At 72.6% G+C, this 24,917-nt stretch carries 25 protein-coding genes; 19 read left to right on the top strand and 6 right to left on the bottom strand.

Annotation, left to right across the window (positions count from 1 at the left end; translation table 11 throughout):
- Positions 1–94: 94 nt before the first annotated feature.
- The 4 genes from ABNF97_RS14170 to ABNF97_RS14155 form a co-directional block, all read right to left on the bottom strand.
- Positions 95–2,005 carry a hypothetical protein gene (locus ABNF97_RS14170; RefSeq protein WP_349338795.1) on the bottom strand — a complete coding sequence of 637 codons (1,911 nt, stop codon included), beginning with the start codon at positions 2,003–2,005 and terminating at the stop codon, positions 95–97.
- Between the two features lie 200 nt (positions 2,006–2,205).
- Positions 2,206–2,616: a PLDc N-terminal domain-containing protein gene (locus ABNF97_RS14165; RefSeq protein WP_130464470.1), complete on the bottom strand. Its 411-nt coding sequence runs from the start codon at positions 2,614–2,616 to the stop codon at positions 2,206–2,208.
- A 27-nt stretch (positions 2,617–2,643) separates the two neighbouring features.
- Entirely contained in the window at positions 2,644–2,976 is a 333-nt protein-coding gene (locus tag ABNF97_RS14160) for a DUF202 domain-containing protein (RefSeq protein WP_130464469.1), read from the bottom strand.
- Positions 2,973–3,365 carry a DUF202 domain-containing protein gene (locus ABNF97_RS14155; RefSeq protein ID WP_130464468.1) on the bottom strand — a complete coding sequence of 131 codons (393 nt, stop codon included), beginning with the start codon at positions 3,363–3,365 and terminating at the stop codon, positions 2,973–2,975. The genes ABNF97_RS14160 and ABNF97_RS14155 overlap by 4 nt, the downstream gene beginning before the upstream one ends.
- Positions 3,366–3,407: 42 nt before the next feature.
- Between ABNF97_RS14155 and ABNF97_RS14150 the strand changes: the two genes are divergently transcribed.
- The 15 genes from ABNF97_RS14150 to ABNF97_RS14080 all read left to right on the top strand — a co-directional run bounded on the left by ABNF97_RS14150 (position 3,408) and on the right by ABNF97_RS14080 (position 20,378).
- Positions 3,408–4,229, top strand: coding sequence for a GNAT family N-acetyltransferase (locus tag ABNF97_RS14150; RefSeq protein ID WP_130464467.1), 822 nt, complete (start codon positions 3,408–3,410; stop codon positions 4,227–4,229).
- On the top strand, positions 4,226–4,633 hold the full coding sequence (locus ABNF97_RS14145; protein WP_349338794.1) for a hypothetical protein: 408 nt from the start codon (positions 4,226–4,228) through the stop codon (positions 4,631–4,633). Before ABNF97_RS14150 ends, ABNF97_RS14145 begins: the two co-directional genes overlap by 4 nt.
- A 264-nt stretch (positions 4,634–4,897) precedes the next feature.
- Positions 4,898–5,677: an electron transfer flavoprotein subunit beta/FixA family protein gene (locus ABNF97_RS14140; protein ID WP_130464465.1), complete on the top strand. Its 780-nt coding sequence runs from the start codon at positions 4,898–4,900 to the stop codon at positions 5,675–5,677.
- Positions 5,678–5,705: 28 nt separating this feature from the next.
- A complete protein-coding gene (locus tag ABNF97_RS14135) occupies positions 5,706–6,665 on the top strand; it encodes an electron transfer flavoprotein subunit alpha/FixB family protein (protein WP_349338793.1) in 960 nt (319 codons plus the stop codon).
- A gap of 63 nt (positions 6,666–6,728) precedes the next feature.
- A complete protein-coding gene (locus tag ABNF97_RS14130; protein WP_130464463.1) occupies positions 6,729–7,907 on the top strand; it encodes an aminotransferase class V-fold PLP-dependent enzyme in 1,179 nt (392 codons plus the stop codon).
- Between the two features lie 45 nt (positions 7,908–7,952).
- Positions 7,953–9,032 (top strand): tRNA 2-thiouridine(34) synthase MnmA, encoded by a 1,080-nt coding sequence (gene mnmA / locus ABNF97_RS14125; protein WP_130464462.1) that lies wholly within the window; start codon positions 7,953–7,955, stop codon positions 9,030–9,032.
- Positions 9,033–9,161: 129 nt separating this feature from the next.
- Positions 9,162–10,109, top strand: coding sequence for a uroporphyrinogen decarboxylase/cobalamine-independent methonine synthase family protein (locus ABNF97_RS14120; protein ID WP_130466233.1), 948 nt, complete (start codon positions 9,162–9,164; stop codon positions 10,107–10,109).
- Between the two features lie 35 nt (positions 10,110–10,144).
- On the top strand, positions 10,145–10,513 hold the full coding sequence (locus tag ABNF97_RS14115) for a VOC family protein (protein ID WP_130464461.1): 369 nt from the start codon (positions 10,145–10,147) through the stop codon (positions 10,511–10,513).
- Positions 10,514–10,572: 59 nt separating this feature from the next.
- A complete protein-coding gene (locus tag ABNF97_RS14110) occupies positions 10,573–11,634 on the top strand; it encodes an ADP-ribosylglycohydrolase family protein (RefSeq protein ID WP_349338792.1) in 1,062 nt (353 codons plus the stop codon).
- 109 nt (positions 11,635–11,743) lie between these two features.
- The gene (gene ligA, locus ABNF97_RS14105) at positions 11,744–13,873 is read left to right on the top strand and encodes an NAD-dependent DNA ligase LigA (protein ID WP_349338791.1); all 2,130 of its coding nucleotides are present in this window, start codon (positions 11,744–11,746) and stop codon (positions 13,871–13,873) included.
- Positions 13,874–14,054: 181 nt separating this feature from the next.
- Positions 14,055–16,322: a putative bifunctional diguanylate cyclase/phosphodiesterase gene (locus tag ABNF97_RS14100; RefSeq protein WP_349338790.1), complete on the top strand. Its 2,268-nt coding sequence runs from the start codon at positions 14,055–14,057 to the stop codon at positions 16,320–16,322.
- 201 nt (positions 16,323–16,523) lie between these two features.
- Positions 16,524–16,865, top strand: coding sequence for an Asp-tRNA(Asn)/Glu-tRNA(Gln) amidotransferase subunit GatC (gatC, locus tag ABNF97_RS14095; protein ID WP_130464457.1), 342 nt, complete (start codon positions 16,524–16,526; stop codon positions 16,863–16,865).
- A 5-nt stretch (positions 16,866–16,870) separates the two neighbouring features.
- Positions 16,871–18,346 carry an Asp-tRNA(Asn)/Glu-tRNA(Gln) amidotransferase subunit GatA gene (gene gatA / locus ABNF97_RS14090; RefSeq protein WP_349338789.1) on the top strand — a complete coding sequence of 492 codons (1,476 nt, stop codon included), beginning with the start codon at positions 16,871–16,873 and terminating at the stop codon, positions 18,344–18,346.
- 9 nt (positions 18,347–18,355) lie between these two features.
- On the top strand, positions 18,356–19,750 hold the full coding sequence (locus ABNF97_RS14085) for an AAA family ATPase (RefSeq protein ID WP_349338788.1): 1,395 nt from the start codon (positions 18,356–18,358) through the stop codon (positions 19,748–19,750).
- Between the two features lie 34 nt (positions 19,751–19,784).
- On the top strand, positions 19,785–20,378 hold the full coding sequence (locus tag ABNF97_RS14080; protein WP_349338787.1) for a hypothetical protein: 594 nt from the start codon (positions 19,785–19,787) through the stop codon (positions 20,376–20,378).
- 119 nt (positions 20,379–20,497) lie between these two features.
- On the opposite strand, the gene ABNF97_RS14075 is transcribed toward ABNF97_RS14080, so the two are convergent.
- Positions 20,498–20,698: a DUF397 domain-containing protein gene (locus tag ABNF97_RS14075; protein ID WP_130464453.1), complete on the bottom strand. Its 201-nt coding sequence runs from the start codon at positions 20,696–20,698 to the stop codon at positions 20,498–20,500.
- Positions 20,699–20,709: 11 nt separating this feature from the next.
- Entirely contained in the window at positions 20,710–21,570 is an 861-nt protein-coding gene (locus ABNF97_RS14070; RefSeq protein ID WP_130464452.1) for a Scr1 family TA system antitoxin-like transcriptional regulator, read from the bottom strand.
- A gap of 196 nt (positions 21,571–21,766) precedes the next feature.
- Here ABNF97_RS14070 and ABNF97_RS14065 point away from each other — a divergent pair, with 196 nt between their 5' ends.
- The 4 genes from ABNF97_RS14065 to ABNF97_RS14050 all read left to right on the top strand — a co-directional run bounded on the left by ABNF97_RS14065 (position 21,767) and on the right by ABNF97_RS14050 (position 24,916).
- Positions 21,767–22,153: a hypothetical protein gene (locus ABNF97_RS14065; RefSeq protein WP_349338786.1), complete on the top strand. Its 387-nt coding sequence runs from the start codon at positions 21,767–21,769 to the stop codon at positions 22,151–22,153.
- Positions 22,153–22,407 (top strand): hypothetical protein, encoded by a 255-nt coding sequence (locus ABNF97_RS14060; protein ID WP_130464451.1) that lies wholly within the window; start codon positions 22,153–22,155, stop codon positions 22,405–22,407. The genes ABNF97_RS14065 and ABNF97_RS14060 overlap by 1 nt, the downstream gene beginning before the upstream one ends.
- Before the next feature lie 151 nt (positions 22,408–22,558).
- Positions 22,559–23,293: a DUF1129 domain-containing protein gene (locus ABNF97_RS14055; protein ID WP_349338785.1), complete on the top strand. Its 735-nt coding sequence runs from the start codon at positions 22,559–22,561 to the stop codon at positions 23,291–23,293.
- 537 nt (positions 23,294–23,830) lie between these two features.
- A complete protein-coding gene (locus tag ABNF97_RS14050) occupies positions 23,831–24,916 on the top strand; it encodes a trypsin-like serine peptidase (protein WP_349338784.1) in 1,086 nt (361 codons plus the stop codon).
- The last annotated feature ends 1 nt before the right edge of the window (position 24,917 follow it).

Here is a 24,917-nt window from a genome sequence, read left to right as displayed (position 1 = left end):
CCTACCCGCGCTCGTCCAACCTCATCCGACCCCGACCCCGACCCCGACCGACCCGGCCTGGCCCGGCCCGAACTGACCCGGCCCGGCCCGGCGGTCAGCGGGACCGGTCGGCGGGGTCGGTCCACCACTCGGCCGGGCCGATCGGGGGTTCCCGGAGCCCGGGCTCGTCCGCCGTGTCGACGCGGTCGGCCCGGTCGGGCAGCTCGAGTTGGTGGGTTGGGTCGGGTTGGGGCGCCCGGTCGGGTTGCTGCGCCCGGTCGGGTTGCTGTGCCGGGTCGAGTTGCTGTGCCGGGTCGGGCGGTCCGGCGGTACCGGTGTCGGCGACCACCGTCAGGTCGGTGACCCGGAGCGGCGGCTCCCGGTCGGCAGCGGCCGAGGCGCCGGCCCACCAGGCCCGCCCGGCGTCCGGGCCGGACCGGTCGGGACGGTGGGCGGCGAGCAGCGGCAGCAGCAGTACGCCGAGTACGAATGGTGCGGCCATGTAGCGGGCGGCCTGTGCGTTGTTGACGGCCAGTACCGAGAGCTGGTTGCCGAGGCTCAGCGTGGCCAGCGCCAGCAGTGCCCGGTCCCGCCGGCGCCAGGCCAGCAGCCCGACCGTCAGGTACGCCAGGTACGCCCAGGTCGCGCCGCGCCAGAGCAGCCACTCGGGCTTGCCGACCCGACTGGAGAGCACGTCGGCCACGTCGCTGACCTGCTCGGCCAGCGGCCGGCTGTACGCTACGGCCAGCACCTCGGCCCGCTGGAACCTCGAATCCCGCTCCAGGTAGACCGGCAGTGCCCAGGCGGTCGGATTGGCTCGTAGCCCGCCGGCCGGGGTGGGGCGCCAGGCGATCGAGCTCCGGCAGATCCGGGCGGCAAGCACAGTCTCCGGCGAACGGCGTACCAGCCGCCACCAGGCGGACAGCAGTTCGTCGTGGTGCGCCGCCGCGGCCCGACGGTCGAAGTCGGGGTGATAGACGGTGGAGTCGACGGTGTAGCAGTCCGCCGACTGGCGCCAGTGCGCCAACGGTGCCACCTGGGTCAGCAGGGCAAGATCGGCGGCGGGGAAGTCGGCGGGGCGCTCGGCGTACCCGATCGCGAGGTCGGCGAGAAAGGCCTCGTAGGCCACGATGGACTCGCTGTCCCGTATTCCGAGGGCGGGCAGCAGGGTCCAGTTGGTCAGCAGCCCGACCGTGGTGGCCAGCACCCCGGCCAGCAGGACCCGGAGAGCCACCCCGCGCAGCAGCAGGGCCAGCAGCACCGCGACGATCGACGCCACCACGAAGCCGTTCTGCCGGAACAGGCAGCTCAGGGTCAGTTCGGCGGCGAGGATGCCGGGCAGGGCCCACGACATCCGCCGGGCGTTCCCGGTCGGACGTCCGGCCGTGCGCGGCGCGGGTGCGGCGTGCCGGACGACGGCACCGAAGTCCGCCCGGCCGGACCAGCCGGCCTCCGGACCGCGACCGGGCGTCCGCGTCCGCGCACCGGTGACCTCCGGCCTGCGGGTGGCGAGCATCCGGGCCACCGTGCCGAGCAGGAAGACGTGGCAGACGACGAAGGGCACGTCCTTCCAGACGCAGACCGTGAAGGTGCCGACCGGGGGCAGCGCGACCACCACCAGCGCCGCCGTGCCCCAGGCCCAGGCCGGCCCCCCGATCCGGCGCAGACCGGTGACCGCGTACGCCAGGCCGGCCGCCAGGGCGGTGGTCTGCACCAGGGTCAGCGCGCCGATCCCGCCGGTGAGCCGCACCGACAACCAGACGAGTGCGGTGTAGCTGACCGGGTGGTGGGTGTTCCAGTTGCTGGTGGTGGCCTGCCAGACGTGGTCGAGCGAGTCCGGGCTGAACAGGCCGGGATAGCGGGCGGCCCACCAGAACAGCAGTACCGCCTGGGCCAGTCCGAAGGTCAGCCCGCCGAGCCTGGCCGGCGAGCCCTCGACCCACCCCGGCCGGTCCGGCCGGCGGTCGTCGGGTTCCGGCGAGCCGTCCGCTGGCCATGCCGGCCCGGTCACCACCCCGTGTGTCATGCCTGTCGTCCTTCGCCCCGGGCGCGGCCGCGCCGAACAGCGGTGCGAGGGGTGGTGGCACCGGTCTGGGCCATGCTACGGCCGCTGTCGGCCGCAGGTCCCCGGAACGGCGGACTCCGCACCATCCGGTGGCGGTCCCGCGGGTCAGTCGGTCGCCGGCAGTCGGTCGCCGGCTACCGGTCAGACGTCCGGCTTGTCTTTCAGACGTCCGGCTTGTCCTCTTCCCGGGGCGGCTGGCTGTTGCGGCGGCGCAGATCCTCCTCCCGGCGCCGGAGGTCCTGCTCCCAGCGGTCGAGCAGTTCGCGGTCCTGCTTCGACCGCTTCTCGTCCAGAGAACGGAGGAACTCCGGATCGTCGTCGGGGGCCAGCGAGGGCTGGCGGTCCCGACGACCCGCCGGGCGGTTGCCGGTGGCCGACCGTTCCGGGCTGACCGGACGGCCGGCGACGAACCAGGCGATCGAGCCGACCAGCGGGAAGAAGAGGATTATCAGGACCCAGGCGAACCGGGGAAGCGCACGAATCTCGTCGTCCTCGGCCGACAGGCAGCTGATCAGAGCGAAGACGGCCAGGATGAGCTGTCCGATGGCGAGGAGCGCGTAGAGGCGGACCATCTGGCCATGATGACGTACCCGATCGCCTCAGCGCACCGACGTCAGGACCAGCAGCAGGCCGAGTGCGGCGAAACCGACGGTGACCAGGGCGATCACCGGTAGCGCGGGCCCGGGTGGGTCGCCGCGGCCGGCGGAGCGCGGAAAGGCCACCACCAGTACGCCGAGCCAGCCCAGCCCGGCCAGGGCGGTGACCAGCACCCCGATCGTCCCGTTCATCAGGGCCAGCCGGGCGGTGAGCACCGCCACCACCCCGACCGTCAGTACGCTGCGCCGCCAGGCCAGCCTGGTCCGCTCGCCGGACAGCCCGGCGTCCCGCTCCGGCGGCGGCGGATGCGCCGGCCCGGCCCGTCGCGGGCTCACTGGTCTCCGGCGGCCTGGATCAGCACCGCCACCACGAGGAGTACCGCGCCGAGCCCGATCAGCAGGGCGAGTACGGCGGGAAACCGCGAGGCGGGAAGCTCCTCGCCGAGCCGGATGGCCCGCTCGGTACGCGCCCAGTGGTCGACCGCCCGCACCGCCACCACGCCGCCGAGCAGCAGCAGTGCCACGGCGAGCGCCTCCCGCAGGTGCGGTACCGGCAGCGGCGGGAGGAACTGCGCGATGGCGAGCCCGCCGGCGACCAGCGCCAGGCCGGTGCGGAGCCAGGCCAGGAAGGTGCGCTCGTTGGCGAGCGAGAAGCGGTAGTCCGGCGTCTCGCCGACCTGCCGCAACTCGCGCGGGTCGAACCACCGCCGGACCGACTGGTACACGTTCGAAGATTATCGGGTGGACATCGCCCGTAACCTGGGCGGGTGAGCGACATCGACGCCGATTTGCTGCGCACGGCCTACGACAACCAGTTGCGGGCCCGCCCGCCCGAGCCGGTCCCGCCGGGTGTGACGGTCGACCGGGACGGCCCGCTGCTGCGGATCCAGGGGCTGGACCGGGGCGGCTTTCTGACCTACCGCGACCTGGCCGGACTGACCGGGGACGCGCTGGACGAGTTGATCGTACGGCAGCGGGACCTCTTCGCCGGGCTCGGCCAGCCGGTGGAGTGGAAGTTGCACGGTCACGACCTGCCGGCCGATCTGCCGGACCGGCTGGTGGCCGCCGGTTTCGTGCCGGAGGAGCGGGAGACCGTGCTGATCGGCCCGGTCGCGTCGCTGGCGGCGACGCTGCCGGTGCCGCCGGCGGGGGTACGCCTGCGCGAGGTGACCGCCCGGGCGGACCTGGACCGGATCGCGGAGCTGAAGGCGCGGGTCTGGGGCGGTGACGACGACGGGCGTTGGCTGGCCGACGGGCTGGAGCGGGAGTTGGCCGCCGGTGCGGAGCTGGACCAGCCGCCGCTGACCATCGTGGTGGCCGAGACCGACGACGAGCTGGTCAGCGCCGCCTGGGTCCGGTTCGTCTCCGGCACCCGGTTCGCCACCCTGTGGGGCGGGGCGACGCTGCCGCACTGGCGCCGTCGGGGCATCTACCGGTCGCTGCTGGCCCACCGGGCCCGGCTGGCCGACGCCCGGGGTTTCAGTCTGTTGCAGGTGGACGCCTCGGAGGAGAGCCGGCCGATTCTTCAGCGGCTCGGCTTCGTCCCGGTCACCACCACCACGCCGTACGTCTACACTCCGAACCCGTGACGCGACCGTTGACCGAGGAGGAGCGGGCCACCCTGAAGGGGGCCGCTTTCGGCGCGGTCTTCCTGGTGTCGAGCGCCGAACCGGGCGCGTTCGCGATGCTCAGGGAGAGCCTGGCCGCCTCGGACGCCTTCGCCGGCACCACCGGGCTGGTCCGGGAGCTGCTCACCACCGGTGCGCTGCCCCGGTTGCCGGCCGGGTCGCCGGACGAGGTGTCGGCGGCGGTGCTGCCCGCGCTGCGCCGCTCGGTGGAGATCCTCCGGTCGAGGGACCCCGACGAGGTGGCCAGCTACCGCTCGGCGGTGCTGCGGGCCGCCGAGGAGGTGGCCCGGGCGCACGACGGGATCAGCCCGAACGAGACGGCGGTGCTGGCCAGCGTGCGGGAGGCGTTGGACGCGGCCGGCTGATCCGGGTGCCGGGCCGCGGCCGGCTGATCCGGTGCCGGGGACGGTGAGCCGGGTCACCCCGGGGTTCCCCGACCCCTATGCTACTTGCGGGTAACATTGCCCGTTAGGAACGCCACACCCTCTCGGGCTCCGAGTGGCCGGTCGTCGGTTGACCGATCGTTAAGGAGACGGGAGGCTGCTCCCGAGCAACCCGGCCGGATCGCCACGATCGAGATCGCCACGATCGGCGGGGATCGCCATACACAGGAGGGTCGTCGAAGCGCGATGAACATCGTCGTACTCGTCAAGCAGGTGCCCGACTCGGGCGCGGACCGCAACCTGCGCAGTGACGACAACACCGTCGACCGGGGGTCGGCAAACAACGTCATCAACGAGATGGACGAGTACGCCATCGAGGAGGCGTTGCGGATCAAGGAGGCGCACGGCGGCGAGGTGACCGTGCTGACCATGGGCCCGGAGAAGGCCGGCGAGTCGATCCGCAAGGCGCTGTCGATGGGCCCGGACAAGGCCGTGCACGTGCTCGACGACGCCCTGCACGGCTCCTGCGCGGTGGCCACCTCCAAGGTGCTCGCCACCGCCCTCGGCCAGCTCGGTGCCGACCTGGTGCTCTGCGGCGCCGAGTCGACCGACGGCCGGGTGCAGGTCATGCCGCACATGCTGGCCGAGCGGCTCGGCATCGCCGCGCTGACCGGCGCCCGCAAGCTGACCGTCGAGGGCGGCAACCTCACGGTGGAACGGCAGACCGAGGAGGGCTACGAGGTGGTCGCCGCCGCGACCCCGGCCGTGGTCTCGGTCTGGGACACCATCAACGAGCCGCGCTACCCCTCCTTCAAGGGCATCATGGCGGCCAAGAAGAAGCCGGTGCAGACGCTCTCCCTGGCCGACCTGGGCATCGCCGCCGACGAGGTCGGCTTCGCCGGCGCCACCAGCACGGTGCTCGAACACAGCCGCCGCCCGGAGCGCTCCGGCGGCGAGCGGGTCACCGACGACGGCACCGGCGGTACGAAGCTGGTCGAGTACCTCGCCACCGAGAAGTTCGTCTGAGCGCGACCGGGAATCAGGAGGAGAAGTCATGACCGAGGTTCTCGTCGTCGTCGAGGCGACTCGCGAGTTCGGCGTCAAGAAGGTGACCCTCGAACTGCTCACCCTCGCCCGCGAGCTGGGTACGCCGGCCGCGGTGGTGCTCGGCGGTCCCGGCGCCGCGGCCGCGCTCGGCGACCGGCTGGGCGAGTACGGCGCGGAGAAGATCTACGCGGCCGAGCACGAGGAGATCGACGGCTACCTGGTGGCGCCGAAGGCGACCGTGCTGGCCGAGCTGGTCCGCCGGGTACAGCCGGCCGCCGTGCTGCTCGCCTCCAGTCAGGAGGGCAAGGAGATCGCCGCCCGGCTGGCGGTCAAACTGGACAACGGCGTACTCACCGACGTGGTCGGGCTGGCCGCCGACGGCACCGCCACCCAGGTCGTCTTCGCCGGCTCGACCATCGTCACCTCGAAGGTGACCCGGGGCCTGCCGCTGGTGACCCTGCGGCCGAACTCGGTCACCCCGAGCCCGGCCGCCGCCACGCCCACCGTCGAGCAGCTCGACGTCGCGCTCGGCGAGGTCGACAGGCTGGCCCGGGTGGTCGACCGGGTGGCCGAGCAGAAGGGCAGCCGGCCGGAGCTGACCGAGGCGTCGGTGGTGGTCTCCGGCGGGCGCGGCGTCGGCAACGCCGACAACTTCAAGCTGGTCGAGGAGCTGGCCGACCTGCTCGGCGGCGCGGTGGGCGCGTCCCGGGCGGCGGTCGACTCCGGCTTCTATCCTCACCAGTTCCAGGTGGGACAGACCGGTAAGACCGTCTCACCGCAGCTCTACGTGGCGCTCGGCATCTCCGGCGCGATCCAGCACCGGGCCGGCATGCAGACCTCGAAGACGATCGTCGCGGTGAACAAGGACGCCGAGGCGCCGATCTTCGAGCTGGCCGACTTCGGTGTGGTCGGTGACCTGCTCAAGGTCGTACCGCAGGCCGCCGAGGAGATCCGCCGACGGCGGTAACCGCCGGGGCGCGGGCGGGTGGTCGAGCCGGCGGGCCAGGTTCTGGCACTAGGCTGGATGCTGATGACTTACCTTGATCACGCGGCCACGACTCCGATGCTCGACGAGGCGTTGGAGGCGTACGTCGCGACCGCCCGCGAGGTCGGCAACCCGTCGTCACTGCACGCCGCCGGACGGTGGGCCAGGCGCCGGGTGGAGGAGTCCCGCGAGCGGGTCGCCGCCGCCCTCGGCGCCCGGCCGTCCGAGGTGGTCTTCACCGGGGGCGGGACCGAGAGCGACAACCTCGCGGTCAAGGGCATCTTCTGGGCGCGCCGGGCCGCCGGCCCCGGCCGTACCCGGGTGGTGGCCAGCGCGGTCGAGCACCACGCGGTGCTGGACTCGATCGAGTGGCTGGCCGCCCGCGACGGGGCGACCGCGAGCTGGCTGCCGGTCGACCAGGCGGGCCGGCTCGACCCGGACCGGCTGGCGGCCGAACTCGACGCGCACGCCGACGAGGTGGCCCTGGTCACCGCCATGTGGGCGAACAACGAGGTGGGCACGGTCCAGCCGGTCGCCGCGCTGGCCGAGGTGGCCGCCGCGTACGGCATCCCGTTCCACACCGACGCGGTGCAGGCGGTCGGCCAGGTACCCGTCGACTTCGCGGCCAGCGGGGTCGCCGCGCTGACCTTCAGCGGGCACAAGCTCGGCGGGCCGGTCGGAGTCGGCGCGCTGCTGCTCGGCCGGGACGTCGCCTGCACACCGGTGCTGCACGGCGGCGGGCAGGAGCGGGACGTCCGGTCCGGCACCCTGGACGCGGCCGGGATCGTCGCGTTCGCCGTCGCGGTCGAGGTCGCGGTCAAGACCCAGCAGGAGTACGCGGCCCGGGTCGCCGCGCTCCGCGACGACCTGGTGGCCCGGGTCCGGCAGGCGGTGCCGGAGGCGCTCTACAACGGCGATCCGGCCGACCGGCTGCCCGGCAACGCGCACTTCTCCTTCCCCGGATGCGAGGGAGACGCCCTGCTGATGCTCCTCGACGCGCAGGGGATCGCCTGCTCGACCGGGTCGGCCTGCTCGGCCGGGGTGGCCCAGCCCTCGCACGTGCTGCTGGCGATGGGTGCCGACGACGACCGGGCCCGGTCGTCCCTGCGCTTCTCCCTCGGGCACACCTCGACCGCCGCCGACGTTGACGCGCTGGTCGCCGCGCTGCCCGGAGTGGTCGAGCGGGCCCGCCGGGCGGGCGCGGTGAAGTCCGCCCGGAGCTGAGGCGCCGCGGGCCGGTTACGCTCGTCGGGTGAAGGGGATGGACCGGTGAGGGTACTGGCAGCGATGTCCGGCGGGGTCGACTCGGCGGTCGCCGCCGCGCGGGCGGTGGAGGCCGGACACGACGTCACCGGCGTACACCTGGCGCTGGCGCGCAATCCGCAGACCTACCGGACCGGCGCCCGGGGCTGTTGCACCCTGGAGGACTCCCGGGACGCCCGGCGGGCGGCGGACGTGCTCGGCATCCCGTTCTACGTGTGGGATCTGGCCGACCGGTTCCACGAAGACGTGGTGCAGACCTTCGTCGCGGAGTACGCGGCGGGGCGTACCCCGAACCCCTGCCTGCGGTGCAACGAGAAGATCAAGTTTGCCGCCGTCCTGGACCGGGCGGTGGCGCTCGGCTTCGACGCGGTGGTCACCGGGCACCACGCCCGGCTCGGTCCGGACGGGCTGCTCCGGCGCAGCGTCGACCTCGACAAGGACCAGTCGTACGTGCTGGCGGTGCTGACCCGGCAGCAGCTCGACCGGTCGATCTTCCCGCTCGGCGACTCGACCAAGGCACAGGTACGCGCCGAGGCGGCCCGCCGTGGCCTGGCGGTCGCCGACAAGCCCGACTCGCACGACATCTGCTTCATCGCCGACGGCGACACCCGGCGGTTCCTCGCCGACCGGCTGGGCGAGGCACCCGGAGAGATCGTCGACGCCCGGACCGGTGCGGTGGTCGGCGCGCACAGCGGTGCCTACGCCTACACGGTGGGGCAGCGCAAGGGGCTGGCGCTCGGCGTACCGGCCCCGGACGGAAAGCCCCGGTACGTGCTCTCGATCACCCCGAAGACCAACACCGTGACGGTGGGCCCGGCCGAGGCGCTGGAGGTGTCCACGGTGGCCGCCGAGCGCCCGGTCTGGACCGGTGGGCCGGCGCCGGCCGGTGCCCTCGACTGCGAGGTGCAGTTGCGGGCGCACGGCCAGGTGGTGCCGGCGACGGTCCGGCTGGACGGCACGGCGCTGCACGCCGAACTGCGCGAGCCGGTGCGGGGGGTGGCGGCCGGACAGGCGATCGTGGCGTACCGGCCCGACCCGGGCGGTGATGTCGTGCTCGGCTCCGCCACCATCAGCGCCGCCGGCTGAGCCGGCGCCGGGGAGTAACCTGCCGAGGTGACCGATCGACAGGGGCAGTCCGAGCAACCGGTGGAACCGACGGCGGCGACCGGGGCGGCGTGGCCGTGGCCGGCCGGTGCGGCGTCCGGCATCGGTTCGATGCCCGGCACCGACATCGCCGAGGCCCAGCGGGTCGTGCTCGGCGAGCTGGCCCTGCCGCACCTGCCCGAGCTGCCCGCCCGGGGACCCGGCGCCGACCTGGTGGGCCGCAGCGGCGGGCTGCTGGTGGACCTGCCGGTCGAGCTGTACGCCGCCCGGTGGCGGATCGCCGGCCGTCCGGGCCGGGACCTGCGCCGCGCCCTCGACCTGCTGGAACGTGATCTGGACCAGATGACGGAGCAGGCCGGCGAGTTCACCGGGACCTTCAAGGTCCAGGCGGCCGGCCCGCTCACCCTGGCCGCCAACGTCGAGCGGCCGGCCGGCGGCTGGCTGCTCCGCGACCCGGGCGCGGTCCGGGAGCTGACCGAGTCGCTCGCCGAGGGGCTGCGCGCGCACGTGGCGCAGGTCCGCCGCCGGCTGCCCCGGGCCACGGTGCTGCTGCAACTGGACGAGCCGGCGCTGCCCGCCGTACTGGCCGGGCGGATTCCGACCGAGAGCGGGTTGGGGACGTACCGGCCGGTCGAGCCGGCGACGGCGACCGGGCTGCTCCGTACGGTGGTGTCGGCGGTCGACGCGCCGGTGGTGCTGCACTGCTGTGCCCGGGACGTACCGCTGGACCTGGTCCGGGCCACCGGTGCGGTCGCGGTCGCGCTCGACCTGGCCCTGGTGGACCGGCTCGACCCGGTCGGCGAGGCGATCGACGCCGGGCTCGGCCTCTTCGCCGGGGCGGCACCGACGCTGCCGCCGCAGGGCGGGCGCGGGCCGTCGTCGGCCGGGGTCGCCGATCGGGTACGCCAGCTCTGGGACCGGCTCGGCTTTCCCCGCGCCCGGCTCGCCGAGCAGGTGGTGGTGACCCCTGCCTGCGGGCTGGCCGGCGCCACCCACGAGTACGCCCGGGCCGTCCTCACCGCCTGCCGGGACGCCGGCCGCCGACTCGCCGAGGACTAGGTTTTCCTGTCCCACCCCTGGGGCAGGATGTCCGCATGATAGGTCGACTCCGTACCGTCGTTATCGACTGTCCCGACCCCCGTGCCCTGGCCGGCTTCTATGCCGAGCTGCTCGGGCTGCCCGTCGACGACCGAAGCGCCGAGGACGGCTGGGTCGTGCTCGGCGGTGACCCCGGACAACATCCCCGGCTTGCCTTCCAGAAGGCGGTCAACCTGCGGGAGCCGCGCTGGCCCGACCCGAGCCGCCCCCAGCAGTTCCACCTGGACGTCACCGTCGACGACGTCGAGGCGGCGGAGGCGAAGGTGCTGGCGCTCGGCGCCACCCGGCTGACCGGCTCTGGCCAGGGCTGGCGGGTCTACGCCGACCCGGTCGGCCACCCGTTCTGCCTCTGCTGGGACGACTGACCCGACCGCCCGGACCGGCGGGGTGGCGATGCCGGGCCCGCCCCGGGAGGATGGCGGCCATGCATGATCCACTCGCCGTCCCACCCCCCTTGCCGGGCGCGGTATCCCCGTCCGCGTCGCCGGCTGCCGCCGCCCGCGCCTCCGGTTCGCTGTTCGGGTTGGCCTACGGTGACGCGCTCGGCGCACCGACCGAGTTCCTGCCGGTCGACGAGATCCAGCGGCGATACGGCCCGGCCGGCCCGCGTGAGTTGGTCGGGCGGCCGGCCCTGGTCACCGACGACACCCAGCTGGGGCTGGCGGTCGGCTGGGCGCTGCACGACGCCGGCCCGGCGGTCACGCCCGAGGTGCTGGAGCCGCTGCTGCGGCAGCGGTTCGTGGCCTGGGCGCACAGTCCGGAGAACAACCGCGCCCCGGGGATGACCTGCCTGCGCGCCTGCGGCGGGTTGGCCGACGGGCTGTCATGGCAGGCGGCGACGGTCGCCGGCTCGAAGGGGTGCGGCGCGAACATGCGGGTCACCCCGGTCGGCCTGGTCCCGGGCTACGACCTGGAGACGCTGGCCGGAGCCGCCCAGTTGCAGGCCGGGCTGACCCATGGCCACCCGACCGGGCTCGCCGCGAGCGAGCTGACCGCGTACGCGGTCCGGGTGCTGCGGGACGGCGCCGCACTGGCCGAGCTGCCCGGCCTGCTGCGTGACCGGGCCGAGCGGCAGCGCACCGTCTACCGGGCGGACTGGCTCGGCGACCTGTGGCAGCGGCCCGGCGTCGACGACCCGGTCACCTTCATCGCCCGGGGCTGGAACGAGTGTCTCGGCGTGCTCGACGCGCTGGACGCGGCGTTGGCCGGGCCGGACGACGGCACCGACGCCTGCGCGGCCACCGGTGCGGGCTGGATCGCCGAGGAGGCACTGGCCACCGCCCTGTTCTGCGCGATCCGACACTCCGACGACCCGGTGTCGGCGCTGGCCCGCGGCGCCACCACCTCCGGCGACTCTGACTCGATCGCCTGCCTGGCCGGCGCGTTCGTCGGCGCGGCGTACGGGATGGCGGCCTGGCCGGCCGGCTGGCCCGACCGGATCGAGTACGCCGACCAGCTCCACACCCTCGGCGCCGCCTGGAACTGACCCCCGCCCGCCCCACCGGTCAGGAGGGGGCTCTTCTACCACCGGCAGCGATAACGGGGGCCCTTCCTTGCACAGCGGTTAGGTTTGCGGGGAGGTCGAGGAGGTCGAGGTGTCCGAGGAAGCGATCCCGCGGGGTGTCGGTCCCGAGCAGGAGGCGGCGGCCGGCGAGGAGCCGACCGCCGAGGCACGGGACCGGCACGCCGAGCTGAGCACCGAGATCACCGACCACCAGTACCGGTACTACGTGCTCGACGCGCCGATCGTCTCCGACGCCGAGTTCGACGCCCTGCTGCGCGAGCTGGAGGCGCTGGAGGAGCGCTATCCGGCGCTGCGTACCCCGGAGTCGCCCACCCAGCGGGTCGGCGGTACCTTCTCGACGCTCTTCACCCCCGTGCCGCACATCGAGCGGATGATGTCGCTGGACAACGCCTTCACCCCGGAGCAGCTCACGGGGTGGGTGGAGCGGATCGAGCGGGACGCGGGCGGTCCGGTGGACTTCCTGTGCGAGCTGAAGGTCGACGGGCTGGCGATCAACCTCGTCTACGAGCGGGGCCGGCTGGTCCGGGCGGCCACCCGGGGCGACACCCGGATCGGCGAGGACGTCACCGCCAACGTACGCACCCTGAAGGAGGTGCCGGAGCGGCTCGCCGACGGCGTCCGGGAGATTCCCGAGCTGCTGGAGGTGCGGGGCGAGATCTACTTTCCGGTGGCCGCCTTCGCCGACCTGAACGCGGGGCTGGTCGAGCAGGGGAAGCCGCCGTTCGCCAACCCGCGCAACGCGGCGGCGGGCAGCCTGCGGCAGAAGGACCCACGGATCACGGCGAGCCGGCCGCTGCGACTGGTCGTCCACGGGCTGGGGGCGCGGCAGGGATTCATCCCGGCCGCCCAGTCCGAGGCGTACGCGGCACTGCGCGGTTGGGGGCTGCCGACGAGCGACCGATGGCGGGTGGTGGCGGACCTGGCGGGCATCCGGGACTACATCGAGTACTACGCCGCGCACCGGCACGACGTCGAGCACGAGATCGACGGGGTGGTGGTGAAGGTCGACCCGGTCGCCATCCAGGGCCGGCTCGGCTCGACCAGCCGGGCGCCGCGCTGGGCGATCGCCTTCAAGTACCCGCCGGAGGAGGTCACCACCGAGTTGCTCGACATCGAGGTGAACGTCGGCCGGACCGGTCGGGTGACCCCGTTCGCGGAGCTGCGGCCGGTGAAGGTGGCCGGCTCGACGGTGGCCCGGGCGACCCTGCACAACGCGCACGAGGTGGACCGCAAGGGCGTGCTGATCGGCGACACGGTGGTGATCCGCAAGGCCGGTGACGTGATCCCGGAGGTGCTGGGGCCGATCGTGGAGCTGCGGCCGGAGGGCGCCCGGAAGTTCGTGATGCCGACCCGCTGCCCGGCCTGCGGTACCGCGCTGGCACCCTCCCGGGAGGGCGACGTCGACATCCGCTGCCCGAACGCCCGGACCTGCCCCGCCCAGCTGCGGGAGCGGATCTTCTATCTGGCCAGCCGGGAGGCGCTGGACATCGAGGTGCTCGGCTTCAAGGCGGTCGGTGCGCTGCTCGACACAGGAGTGATCACCGACGAGGGTGACCTCTTCGGTCTGGACGAGGAGCGGCTGGCCCGGGTGCCGTTCTTCGTCCGCAAGGACGGCACACTGGGCCGGAACGCGCAGAAGCTGCTGGCGAGTCTCGCCGCCGCGAAGGACCGGCCGTTGGCCCGGGTGCTGGTGGCGCTCTCGATCCGGCATGTCGGGCCGACCGCGGCCGAGGCGCTGGCCCGGGAGTTCGGTTCGATCGCCGCGATCAGGGCGGCCGGTGAGCCGGAACTGTCGGCGGTGGACGGTGTCGGGCCGACGATCGCGGTCAGCCTGCGGGAGTGGTTCGAGGTGGACTGGCACCGCGAGGTGCTGCGGAAGTGGGCCGAGGCGGGCGTACGGATGGCCGAGGAGCGGATCGAGCAGGGTCCGCGCCCGTTGGAGGGGTTGACCGTGGTGGTGACCGGGACACTGTCGACGTACACCCGGGACCGGGCGGCCGAGGAGGTGCGGACCCGGGGTGGCAAGGTCAGCGGGTCCGTCTCGAAGAAGACCGACTTCGTGGTGGTCGGCGACAACCCTGGGTCCAAGGCGGAGAAGGCCGCCGCCCTCAAGGTGCCTATGCTCGACGAGGCCGGCTTCGCGGCGCTGCTCGCGGAGGGGCCGGAGGCCGCGGGTAGGCTCGTAGTCAGTGACGATTAGTGATGGGTCAGTCAGCACTCCGTGACGGAACCGTCTGGGCAAGATGCGTCGTATTTCAAGTTAGTCACGACTAGGCCCGATTCGCGTCTGTCGTCTCCCGTACGGTGCGGGTCAGGGCGTTTCATGGGAGGCACGTCGCGCGGCACCCGCCGCGCCCAGACCGAGAGGCTCGGGAGGTCACATGGAGGCCGCCGTGCTGCGGAACTCCGTTCCTCCAGATCGGACGGCGCCGTTCTTCGGCTTCGTCTGGGCTGTCGTCGGCCTGGCCGTCGGGGTCTCCGCCGGGTCGCTGCTCGCCCTGCCCGGCGAGCTGTCCGGGCTGCCGCTGGCGTTCTGGCTGATGGCGGCCCTCGCGGTCACCTTCGACGCCCGCCCGTTCAGCCCGTACGCGGAACGGCGGAGCATGTCCGTCTTCCCGTCCATCTGCTTCACCTTCGCCATCGCCCTGGAGTGGGGACCGGGCCCGGCCATCGCGGTGCAGGCCGCCGCCGTCCTGGTCTCCGGCTGGCGGATGCGGTACGCGCTCTGGCGCACGATCTTCAACATCGCCCAGTACGCCTGCGCACTCGCCGCCGCCGACGCGGTCGTCCGGCTCGCACCCGGCGACGGGTACGCGGTGACCGGCCGGCTCCGCCCACTCGACGTACTCGTCGCGATCGGCGCGGCGGGCGCCTGGCTGACCGTCAACCACGGCCTGGTCGCCAGCGCCGTCCGGCTGCGCTTCGGCGGTCGGTGGTGGATCCGGTTCCGACAGGGGCTCGGCTTCGAGCTGCTCGCCACCGGGTCGCTGCTGCTGCTCGCCCCGGTGCTGGTCGCCGCCGCCCGGACCAGCCCGGCGCTGGTACCGATGATGGTGCTGCCGCTCTACGCCGTCTCCCGGATGGCCCGGCTCTCCGCCGAACGGGAACAGCTCGCCCGGCAGGACCCGCTGACCGGGCTGGCCAACCGCGAGGCGCTGCTCGCCGAGGTGACCGAGCAGGTGGCGGCGCACGCCGAGCTGCACGGCAGGCAGGCGCCCGGCGGGCAGCTCGCGCTGCTCCTGCTCGACCTGGACCGCTTCAAGCACGTCAACGACGCGCTCGGACACGCCGTCGGGGACCGGCTGCTGGTCGAGGTCGCGGCCCGGCTGACCGCCGTCGTACGCCCACCGGACGTGATCGCCCGGCTCGGCGGGGACGAGTTCGCCATCCTGGCCACCCGGCTCGACGGGGTCGCCGACGCCCGGCGGGTCGCCGACCGGGTGGTCGGGGAGCTGACCGAACCGGTACCGCTGGACGGGCTGCCGCTGGACGTCGACGGCTCGATCGGGATCGCGCTCTACCCCGAGCACGGCGCAGACTTCGCCACCCTGATGCGCCATGCCGACGTGGCGATGTACGAGGCCAAGCACCGTGGCGACCCGGTCGCGGTCTACGCCGCCGAGTCCGACCACAACTCGGCGGAACGGCTGAGCCTCCTGGCCGACCTGCGCCGGGTGCTGGAGACCGGGGCCGACGACGCGGGTGAGATCACCCTCTACTACCAGCCGCAGATCGCGATCGCCACCGGTGAGGTGGTCGGGGTGGAGGCGCTGCTGCGCTGGCGGCACCCCCGGCGCGGCATGGTCGACCCGGAGGAGCTGATCCGGGTCGCCGAGCAGAGCGCGGTGATGCGGCTGCTGACCCGCCGGGTCGTCGACGACGTGGTGGAGCAGCTCGCGAAGTGGTCCGCCGCCGGGTTGGAGCTGCGGGCCTCGGTCAACGTCAGCGTCCGCGACCTGCACACCGGGGAGATCGCCGACCAGCTCGCGGAGCGGCTCGCCCGGTACGGCGTACCGCCGTCCCGGATCCAGTTGGAGATGACCGAGGGAGCGCTGATGGCCGACCCCCGCCGGGTGCTGGCCACCATCTCCCGGCTGGACCGGATCGGGGTGGCGATCTCGCTCGACGACTTCGGCACCGGCTACTCGTCGATGCAGCACCTGCGGCGGCTGCCGCTGGCCGAGGTGAAGGTCGACCGGTCGTTCGTACTCGGGATGGTGGCCGACGCCGACGACGCGGCGATCGTCCGGTCGGTGATCGAACTGGCCGGTGCCCTGGGGCTGCGGGTCGTCGCCGAGGGTGTCGAGGACGAGCGCACCTGGCGGCTGCTGCACGAGGCCGGCTGCGAGGCGGCGCAGGGCTGGTTCTTCGCCCGACCGATGCCGGCGGAGGACCTGGTCACCTGGCTCGCCCGGTACCGGCCGATCACCCCCGCCGCCCGGACCGGTGCCGGCGAGGCCGACCCGCCCGGCGCGGGGCGGACCGGCACCGGCGGCCGTGCCCGACGCGACGCTGCCCACCCCGGACGTGACGGTGGCCATCCCGGACGCGATCGTGGCCACCCCGGACGGGACGTTGGCCGGGCCGGACAGCACGGCGGCCCGGCCAGGGCCGAGGCGGCGGCCCGGCTGCATCCGAGCGTGGAGTGAACGCCGCACCCCGGACCGTCAGGGGAGCCGGGGGAGCCGGGGACGGCGGCGCTCGGTGGGACAAATAGACTCGCTGAGGTCGCGGCGCGCCTGCCACGCTGCACCGGGAAATTCGACGGCCTGCGCCGGGAAGCCGACGGCCTGTGCCGGGAAGGTCGACGGCGGAAGCCGCGTAGACGTCAAGGCACGAAGGGGGCACCGATGTCCGCCATCTCCCGCGAGGAGGTCGCGCACCTGGCGCGACTGTCGCGGCTCGCCGTAACCGAGGAGGAGCTGGACACCTTCGCCGGCCAGCTCGACGTGATCCTCCAGGCCGTCGCGCGGGTCGGCGAGGTGGCCGCCGCCGACATCCCGCCCACCTCGCACTCGGTGCCGTTGACCAACGTGCTGCGCGACGACGTGGTGGTGCCCGGGCTGACCCGGGTGGAGGCGCTCTCCGGGGCACCGGACAGCGAGGAGGACCGGTTCCGGGTGCCGCGCATCCTGGACGAGGACGAGCCACCCAGCCCGCGCGGTGAGGGCCCGGCGGAAGGGAAGGCGTGACCAGCATGGCTGACGTGACCAGGATGACCGCGACGGAGATCGCGTCCCTCATCGCCAGCGGCGAGGCGTCCGCGGTCGAGGTGACCCGGGCGCACCTGGACCGGATCGCCGAGGTCGACGACCGGGTGCATGCCTTCCTGCACGTCGACACCGACGGTGCGCTGGAGGCGGCCCGCGCGGTCGACGCGAAGCGGGCCGCCGGGGAGCGGCTCGGCCCGCTGGCCGGGGTGCCGGTGGCGGTCAAGGACGTCCTCACCGCCAAGGGCGTACCGACCACCGTCGGGTCGAAGATCCTGGAGGGCTGGCGCCCGCCGTACGACTCGACGATCGTGCAGCGGCTGCGCGCCGCCGGCACGGTGATGCTGGGCAAGACCAACATGGACGAGTTCGCGATGGGCTCGTCGACGGAATACTCGGCGTACGGGCCGACGGGCAATCCGTGGGACCTGGGCCGGATCCCGGGCGGCTCCGGCGGGGGCAGCTCGGCGGCACTGGCCGCGTACGAGGCGCCGCTGGCGATCGGCTCCGACACCGGTGGCTCGATCCGGCAGCCGGGCGCGGTGACCGGCACCGTCGGGGCGAAACCGACCTACGGCGGCACCTCCCGGTACGGCCTGGTCGCCTTCTCGTCGTCACTGGACACCCCCGGCCCGTGCGCCCGAACGGTGCTGGACGCGGCGCTGCTGCACGAGGCGATCGGCGGGCACGACCCCCGCGACTCCACCTCGATCCCGGCACCGGTGCCGGAGGTGGTCGCCGCCGCCCGGGTCGGTGCCTCCGGCGACCTGACCGGGGTGAAGCTGGGCCTGGTCAGCGAGTTCTCCGGCGAGGGAGCCGAGCCGGGCGTGACGGCCGCGTTCCGGGACGCCGTCGACGCGTTGACCAAGCTCGGTGCCGAGGTCGTCGAGGTCTCCTGCCCGCACTTCCAGTACGCGCTGCCGGCCTACTACCTCATCGCGCCGAGCGAGTGCTCCTCCAACCTGGCCCGCTTCGACGGGGTGCGGTTCGGGCTGCGGGTCGGCGACGACGGCAACCGCAGCCTGGAGGAGGTCATGTCGCTGACCCGGGACGCCGGCTTCGGCCCCGAGGTCAAGCGGCGGATCATGCTCGGCACGTACGCGCTCTCGTCCGGTTACTACGACGCCTACTACGGGCAGGCGCAGAAGGTGCGTACCCTGATCACCCGCGACTTCGCCGCCGCGTTCGAGCAGGCCGACGTGCTGATATCACCGACGACGCCGTTCGTGGCGTTCCCGTTCGGCTCGCGGACGGCGGACCCCTACCAGATGTACCTGGCGGACCTCTTCACCATCCCGACCAACCTCTACGGCGGGCCCGGCATCTCGGTGCCGTGCGGGCTCTCCGAGGGGCTGCCGGTCGGGTTGCAGATCATGGCCCCGACGATGGCGGACGACCGGATGTACCGGGTCGGCGCCGCGCTGGAGTCGGTGATCGGCACCCTCACCCCGCCGGAGCTCTAAGTTGAGAGCATGCTGACGAGGATCGAGATCGACGGGTTCAAGTCCTTTCGCGAATTCGCACTGGACGTGCCGCCATTTCTCGTGATTATCGGCCGGAACGCCGCAGGAAAGTCGAATCTCTTCGACGCGATCCAGTTCCTCAGCCGCCTGGCCGGGGAACCGGTGCTGGACGCCGCACAGGCCATGCGTGGTGACCTCGTCGACCTATTCCACCGACACATCGACGGCAACCAGGTCGGCCGGATGTCGTTCGCGGTCGAGGTGCTGCTGGACCGGTCCGTTACCGACGCATTCGGCGACACGGCGGAGGTCAATCACTCCCGGCTGCGATACGAGTTGACAATCGACCTGAGGTCGACCACCCACAGCGGAAGCAGACGGCCCTACGTCGTCAGTGAAGCCGCTCGGCGCATCCGGCAGTCCGGCGATGGGTGGCTCAAGTCCCAGCCCGCCCAGCGAAAGCGACTGGCGGTCTATAGCGGCGGCGCGGAAGACCTCCTGGAGACCGAACTCGACGAGCAGGGCCGCCCGTTGTTCAGCATCCGACAGCAGGGGGTTCAGGGCCGGAAGCGCAAACTGCCCGCGACGGCGGCGACCGCCACCGTGCTCTCGAGCCTCACGACGGCGACCGATTTTCCACTGCTGTACGCGTTGAAACGAGAGTTGCAGTCCTGGCGCCTGCTGCACCTCGACCCGAGTGCGCTGCGGACTCCCGACTCGTACGACGACCCGGACGTGCTGTCGGCGAACGGGGCGCACCTGGCGAACACCCTTCGCCGGTTGGCGGACGAGACGGGCACCGAGGACCGGCCGGACGGCGCGTTGAACGACCTGTCGGCCGACCTCGCGGCGGTGATCCCCGGAGTGATCGGAGTGCACCTGCGCGAGGACGAGGCTCGCCGGCAGCGGCAGGTCGAGGTCCTGACCCGGGAGGAGGCGCCGTTCTCCGCCCGGGTGGCATCCGACGGTACGCTACGCGCGATGGCTCTGCTCGCCGCCCTCTACGATCCACGTGGCGCGGGACTGATCTGCTTCGAGGAGCCGGAGAACGGCATCTTTCCGCAGCGACTGGCGCAGTTTGTGAAATATCTGCGCAGCCTGGTCGCCCGGGCGCTCGACGCCAAGCTGGAAGCCAGCGACGCGGCATTGACGCAGTTGCTGCTCAGTAGCCATTCGCCGGCCATCCTGCGTGCGCTGGAACCCGTCGAATCGGGGCTGCGTGGTGATGCAATCTTCATGGACGTGGTCACCCGGATCCAGCGTGGTGAGCCCCGTAGCCGGGTGACCCGGCACCGGGCGATCAGTGGAGGGCGGCAACTCGAGATCGACGACGTACTCGTCGGCAAGGTGGTCAGTCCGTCCGAAATCGCCGAGTTCGAGGTCCAGGCGGAGTTGAACGGCTGATGCGCTATCTCGCGTCCGCGTTGATCTCGGAGGGGTGACCGACGACCAGTTCCTTCCGCGGCTGCTCGGACGGGCGCTGACGGAACTCTGCTGGACGGAGTTCGCCGACCCGGTCGAGGTAGCGGACGTGCAACCGCTACGTGATCGCAAGGGCCCCTGCGCACTGCCAGACGTCATCAAGTTGGTCCAGCGCAACGCAGCCAGCTTCTCGATCATCTTTTTTCACCACGACCAGGGCGCCAGTGCCGACCGGGTAGAAGAGGAGTGGCTGCGCCCGCTTCGGCAGATCTGGGGAGATCGGCCGGAACACCTGGTCGCCGTCGTACCGGTGCGGGAGACGGAGGCGTGGCTGCTCGCGGACGGGGACGGGCTTCGTCGCGCGCTTGGGGTGCGCTGGACTGACACGGCGATGGGGCTGCCGGCGCATCCAAAGGACGTGGAGCGGATAGCGGATCCGAAGCGGGTGCTGAACGAGGTACTGGCTCGGGTGAGGCGCTCGATCGGCGACCATTACGGTCAGTTGGGTGAACTCGTCTCGCTGGATCGGCTGAGCACGGTGCCCGCGTATCGACGCTGGTGGACCGACACCCGGGACACCCTCACCAGGATCGGCTATCGCCGCCTCTGACGAGCAGGGGCTGGCCGGGCTCCGAGACCCGGACGACGGCCCTCGGTTCGGCGCACGGGACCCGGCGAGTCGAGGGCTGACCGCCCCCGGCAACTGGCTCAAGGCCGTGAGCAGGCGAATCAGCCGTCGAACCGGGTCGCATTGGTAACGAAGGCCGTCCAGGCGTGCGGGGTGAAGGTGAGGACCGGGCCGGACGGATCCTTACTGTCCCGTACGGCGAACGTGCCGGGCAGGGCTGCGACCTCGACGCACTGCCCTCCGTTGTTGTCGCTTCGGCTGGACTTGCGCCATACCAGGCCGGTGAGCCGAGGGGTGCTCATGGTGGACCTCGTCAGGTGTCGGGCCGCTCCAACTCGTCTGCCAGCCGCTGGACGAGCCGGCGTGACTCGACCGGCCCCAGAGCGGCGGCAATGAGCCGGTCCCACAGTCGAGTGTAGGCCCGCACGGCGTCCCGTCGATCCAGGTATTCGGCGTCGATGAAGTCCTCCACGTAGATCACGTCGGAGGTCGCCTCGTCACCGAAGCGCAGGATCGTGAAGCCAAACGACGCCGTTTCGTACGTCTGGGCGGAGAACGGGAAGACCTGGACCCGGACGTTACGACGGCGGGACATCTTCGCCACGTGCAGCAGTTGTTCCCGCATCGTCTCGGCATCGCCGATGTTCCGGCGGAGCGCGGACTCGCTCAGGATGACGTGTAGTTCCGGGGCGTCCGGCTGGTCGAGGATCGCCTGTCTGGTCCGCCTCACCGCCACCTGGTCGTCGATGTCGTCGGCTTCCAGCCGTGGCTGGGCGGTGGCGTGCAGGCCACGGATGTACGCCTCGGTCTGGAGGATGCCCGGGATGACCTCCGCCTGGTACCAGCGGATATGCGAGGCGTCGCCCTCCAGGTCGAGATACGCCCGGAACCAGTCCGGCACGACGTTGCGATAGCTGCTCCACCGCCCGCGCTGCCGTCCGGCCCGGGCCAGCTCCCGCATTGACGCGGCCTCTTCCTCGGGTACGCCGTAGAGCTGGATCAGCAGGTTGAGGTCGGTGAGGCGGAGGCCGGACTGCCCGAGTTCGAGCCGGCTCACCTTGCTGGAGGCGGCGTCGATCACTACCGCAGCCTCGTCCTGGGTCTTACCGGCAGCCTCGCGAGCCCGCCGCAACGCGTTGCCGAGCCGCCGTCGCTGGATCGTCGGATTGACCATTGTCTGAGTATGAGGGCTTGCTGCCGGCGAACACCTCCGCCGCGCCACCCTTCCCATACTGGGGGACTATCTGTACCACGGGTTTAGGATCCTAATTCAATGATCTGAGTTAGCCTCGGTGGGCCGGCGGGCCGTGACACAGCAGGCAGCACGTTCCGATCGGTCGCGCGAACTGGTTGACCGAGGAGGATCAGGGATGACCGAACACGATCCGGTGGGCCCGGACTGGATTTGCGCCACCTGCGCTGCCGACTGGCCCTGCCCCAGCCGCCGCCGCGAGCTGCGGGCGGAGTTCGGACCGCTGCGCGGCTCGCTCGGGGCGTACCTCGGGAACGTGCTGGCGGTCGCGGCCGAGGATCTGCGACACGTACCCGCCGGATGGCTGCACAACCGGTTCGTCGCCTGGCACCGGCCGGATGAGCCGGTGCCGTACACCTCGGTCGACATCCTGCTCCGCTCTGCCGAGCTGGCCGACGCACACTCGCCCGACCAGGCCGGCCGCTGCCCGGTCTGCGGCGACCCGGAGCTGTGCTGGGTACGCCTCCACCCCGGCGGACCCGGTTTCCTGATCCCGCTGCCCTGATGAGCCGGCCCAGACCCGGCGAGGTGCTGCGGATCGGCGCGGCGGCGAGCGTGCAGTTCGCCGGTGACCGGGCGCTGCTGCTGCGGGTGGTGTCGGTCTGTGACCGGCCGACCTACTATGGCTGGATCTGGCTCACCGGCTACGTGCTCGATCGGCATGGCGAGGCCGTCGAGCGCCGCGAGGTCTACGTCCGGATCGCCGGACTGCACCGGGTGCCGCCGGTCGGGCGGGCGGGCGGCGCAGCTCGCCGGTAGCCACACCTGGCCGGGTGGTTGCCTTGGGCCGGTGACACCGCCGTGATCTATTAGGTTCCTTGTCATGACGGGCGATTCAGGCGATGGGGTCACGGTGGACCCGACAGCGCTGGACCTCTCCCAAGACCAGCCATGCGAGGGGGGTTGATGGGTGAGTCCGATGATGCCCCGGAGTTCGTCCCTGGACGCCTGGCGTACGGCCTTCGCTGCTGAGGCCCGGCGGCGGGGGATGCCCCGTGCGGAGATCCGCGCGGCCCTGGCCGAGGTCGACACCTACTGCTCCGGTCCGGGCACGGACCCGACCGAGGCGTTCGGCGAGCCGGCCGAGTACGCGGCGGCACTCGCGCACGGGCTCGACTCGGCGGGACCGGACCCGGGCGGGCGGCGGTCACCCTGGCCGGGCGGCCTCGTCGCCGCCGCCAGTCTGGTCGGGGTGATGGCGCTGCTCGCCGGGGTGGAGGCGGTGACCGGGCACGGTACCGCCGAGGTCACCTTCGGCCAGCTCGTCTCGGCGCTCGCCGGTATGGCCGGGATCGTCCTCGTCGTCGCGCTGCTGTTCCGGCCCGGCCGGGCGTATCGGCGTGCGCCGGACTGGCGGTTCGGTCTGGTCGGCGCGGTCGCGATCGCCCTGACGGCGGTACCGGTGCTGCTCTGGCCCCAGGTGGCTCTCCGGCTGCCCGGCTGGCTTCCGCTCGGCGCCGGCGTGCTGCTGCTGGTGGCGGCCTGGTGGCCGCTCGTCTCCGGCCGGCTCCTCCCCGACCGGGCCGTCGGCCCGTCCCCGGAGGCGCCCGGTTGGCGTACCCGGGCCGTCCGCTGGGGTCTGCCGGTGGGGCTGCTCTGCGTGCTGGCCGTCGCCGTCCTGCTCCACGGTGCCGGCACCTCCTGAGTGCTCGGGCGGACATCTGTGGTCGACCGGTGGGCGGGGACACCGGCCGCCCCGGCCCCTCCGATCGGGGCGCTGCCGAGGCACGACCAGTACTCCGTCCGGTGTACGTGCTGCTCCAGCCGGGCAGCTGCGGGTGTCTGCCACGGGCCGACCCGCCGCCGGCCCCTCCTGCCTAGTGCGGTGTCCACCTTGTCCTGAAGGATGCGGATGAGGTGGTCGATGCGCCACTGCCGCAGTCGTAGGTTGTGCCGCCGACCCGCTGCCAGGTGCAGGACCCCTACCTCGGGAACATGCTGGCGGTCGCCCGACCGGTCTGGTCGCTGCCCGGTCTGCGGCGACCCGGAGTTGTGCTGCGTGCGCCTCGACCCCGAGGGGCCCGGTTTCCTGATCCCGCTGCCGTGAGCAGCCGACCGTGTCCAGTCGTGTCCAGCCAGGTCCAGGATCCCGGGCGGTACGGCCAGGCATCGATGACCCTCTTGTTCAGTAGTCGCGCCGGAGGGGGTCCGGCGCAGGTGTCTACCGAGGAGGGACCAGTCCATGAGAGTCCTAGCACAGCGGGCCACCTGGGTAACATCGGTGGCGATTGCGCTGGTGACGGCAGCGGTACCCGCGCTGGCCCTGCACCAGCCGGCGGGCGCCGCCCCGGCACCGGGCCTGGACCCGGGCGTCACCGCGGCGGCGTGGGCGGCCGGCCGGGCCGCGTACGGGTCGGGTGTCACCGAGCACCAGGCGATCGTGGCGTACTGGACGCCGGAGCGGATGCGGGCGGCGCAGCCGGTCGAGGAGTCGCCGGCCTACCGGCAGGCGGTCGAGCGCTACATCGACAGCGGACAGGCCGCCCGCCAGGCGGCACCCGAGCGGGGCCCTCGGCTGACCATCCCACCGGCCGCCGGTGAGCTGGGTACGCCGAACAGCGGTCCGGTGCCGGCCGCGCTGAACCCGAATCTCGCCTCCAACCACCCGACCGCGCGCACCAGCGGCAAGGTCTTCTTCACCCTGCCCACGGGCAACTTCGTCTGCTCCGGAACGGTGATCAACTCCGAGGGTCAGGACACGGTCTGGACCGCCGGACACTGCACCCACCCCGGCGGTCCGGGCGGTGCGGTCGCCACCAACTGGGCCTTCGTGCCCGCGTACGACGACGATCTCGCCAATCCCCGGCCGTTCGGCACCTGGACCGCGTCCCGGCTGTTCCCGGCGCCGGGCTGGACCGCCAGCTCCAACTTCGCCGAGGACATGGCGGTGGCGATCATGAACACGCTCAACGGCCAGCACATCGTCGCCCAGTTCGGCGGGCAGGGCCTGACCATCAACCAGGGCCTGAACGTGCCGATCAACGCCTTCGGCTACCCGCAGGAGGCACCCTTCGACGGCGGTAACCTGATGCGCTGCTCCGGCAACTCGCAGCCGGAGTCCCCGGGCGCCACCCAGACCATCCGGATCCCCTGCGACATGACCCGGGGCTCCAGCGGCGGCGGCTGGCTGCTCAACTGGGACGGCAACTGGGGCTGGCTGTACGGCGTCAACAGCCGGATCGACCGGATCGTCAACCCGACCATCATGATCTCGCCGTACTTCGACAACACCGCGCTGAACCTCTACAACCAGACCAGAAACCTCTGAT

Source organism: Plantactinospora sp. B6F1 (assembly GCF_040120695.1).
Taxonomy (GTDB): domain Bacteria; phylum Actinomycetota; class Actinomycetes; order Mycobacteriales; family Micromonosporaceae; genus Plantactinospora.
The sequence above is the reverse complement of the archived record's forward strand: the minus strand, read 5'-3'. Positions and strand labels throughout refer to the sequence as shown.

What these genes read in the sequence shown, in the direction of transcription:
- ABNF97_RS14085 (WP_349338788.1), top strand. Translation starts at nt 18,356, where the DNA reads ATGCTGACGAGGATCGAGATCGACGGGTTCAAGTCCTTTCGCGAATTC.
- ABNF97_RS14050 (WP_349338784.1), top strand. Translation starts at nt 23,831, where the DNA reads ATGAGAGTCCTAGCACAGCGGGCCACCTGGGTAACATCGGTGGCGATT.
- ABNF97_RS14075 (WP_130464453.1), bottom strand. Translation starts at nt 20,698, where the DNA reads ATGAGCACCCCTCGGCTCACCGGCCTGGTATGGCGCAAGTCCAGCCGA.
- ABNF97_RS14070 (WP_130464452.1), bottom strand. Translation starts at nt 21,570, where the DNA reads ATGGTCAATCCGACGATCCAGCGACGGCGGCTCGGCAACGCGTTGCGG.
- ABNF97_RS14170 (WP_349338795.1), bottom strand. Translation starts at nt 2,005, where the DNA reads ATGACACACGGGGTGGTGACCGGGCCGGCATGGCCAGCGGACGGCTCG.
- ABNF97_RS14115 (WP_130464461.1), top strand. Translation starts at nt 10,145, where the DNA reads ATGATAGGTCGACTCCGTACCGTCGTTATCGACTGTCCCGACCCCCGT.
- ABNF97_RS14165 (WP_130464470.1), bottom strand. Translation starts at nt 2,616, where the DNA reads ATGGTCCGCCTCTACGCGCTCCTCGCCATCGGACAGCTCATCCTGGCC.
- ABNF97_RS14135 (WP_349338793.1), top strand. Translation starts at nt 5,706, where the DNA reads ATGACCGAGGTTCTCGTCGTCGTCGAGGCGACTCGCGAGTTCGGCGTC.
- ABNF97_RS14110 (WP_349338792.1), top strand. Translation starts at nt 10,573, where the DNA reads ATGCATGATCCACTCGCCGTCCCACCCCCCTTGCCGGGCGCGGTATCC.
- gatC (WP_130464457.1), top strand. Translation starts at nt 16,524, where the DNA reads ATGTCCGCCATCTCCCGCGAGGAGGTCGCGCACCTGGCGCGACTGTCG.
- ABNF97_RS14120 (WP_130466233.1), top strand. Translation starts at nt 9,162, where the DNA reads ATGCCCGGCACCGACATCGCCGAGGCCCAGCGGGTCGTGCTCGGCGAG.
- ABNF97_RS14060 (WP_130464451.1), top strand. Translation starts at nt 22,153, where the DNA reads ATGAGCCGGCCCAGACCCGGCGAGGTGCTGCGGATCGGCGCGGCGGCG.
- ABNF97_RS14140 (WP_130464465.1), top strand. Translation starts at nt 4,898, where the DNA reads ATGAACATCGTCGTACTCGTCAAGCAGGTGCCCGACTCGGGCGCGGAC.
- ABNF97_RS14065 (WP_349338786.1), top strand. Translation starts at nt 21,767, where the DNA reads ATGACCGAACACGATCCGGTGGGCCCGGACTGGATTTGCGCCACCTGC.
- gatA (WP_349338789.1), top strand. Translation starts at nt 16,871, where the DNA reads ATGGCTGACGTGACCAGGATGACCGCGACGGAGATCGCGTCCCTCATC.
- ABNF97_RS14100 (WP_349338790.1), top strand. Translation starts at nt 14,055, where the DNA reads ATGGAGGCCGCCGTGCTGCGGAACTCCGTTCCTCCAGATCGGACGGCG.
- ABNF97_RS14130 (WP_130464463.1), top strand. Translation starts at nt 6,729, where the DNA reads ATGACTTACCTTGATCACGCGGCCACGACTCCGATGCTCGACGAGGCG.